Here is a 348-nt window from a genome sequence, read left to right on the forward strand (position 1 = left end):
TTGATGAACTCGACAGACTCTGGGGCAGTAAATATCCTGCGGTGATAGCTTCTTGGCGAGAGAAATGGCATTTACTATCGGCTTATTTTAAGTACCCTGAGGCAGTCAGGAAGCCCATTTATACCACCAATACGGTTGAAGCGCTGCATCGCCAGTTTCGTAAGTTGACTAAAACTAAAGGTGCTTTCCCCAATGAAAACAGCTTGCTTAGATTACTGTATGTGGCTATGTTAAATGCCGGTGAGAAATGGACAAGACCTATCAACAATTGGGGACAAACTATGATGCAGTTGTCTATCCATTTCCCCGGGCGCTTAGATAAGGTGATGAGCCTTTGATTGAACTGAC

1 protein-coding gene is annotated in these 348 nt (G+C 44.3%); it reads left to right on the forward strand.

Going from position 1 to position 348, the window contains the following annotated elements:
* A partial coding sequence (locus A5N84_RS09295) for a transposase (RefSeq protein WP_143324919.1) occupies nucleotides 1-338 on the forward strand: 338 nt, incomplete at its 5' end.
* Nucleotides 339-348: the final 10 nt, after the last annotated feature.

It is taken from the genome of Rappaport israeli, from assembly GCF_001888055.1.
In the GTDB taxonomy this organism is placed as follows: Bacteria; Pseudomonadota; Gammaproteobacteria; order Cardiobacteriales; family Cardiobacteriaceae; genus Rappaport; species Rappaport israeli.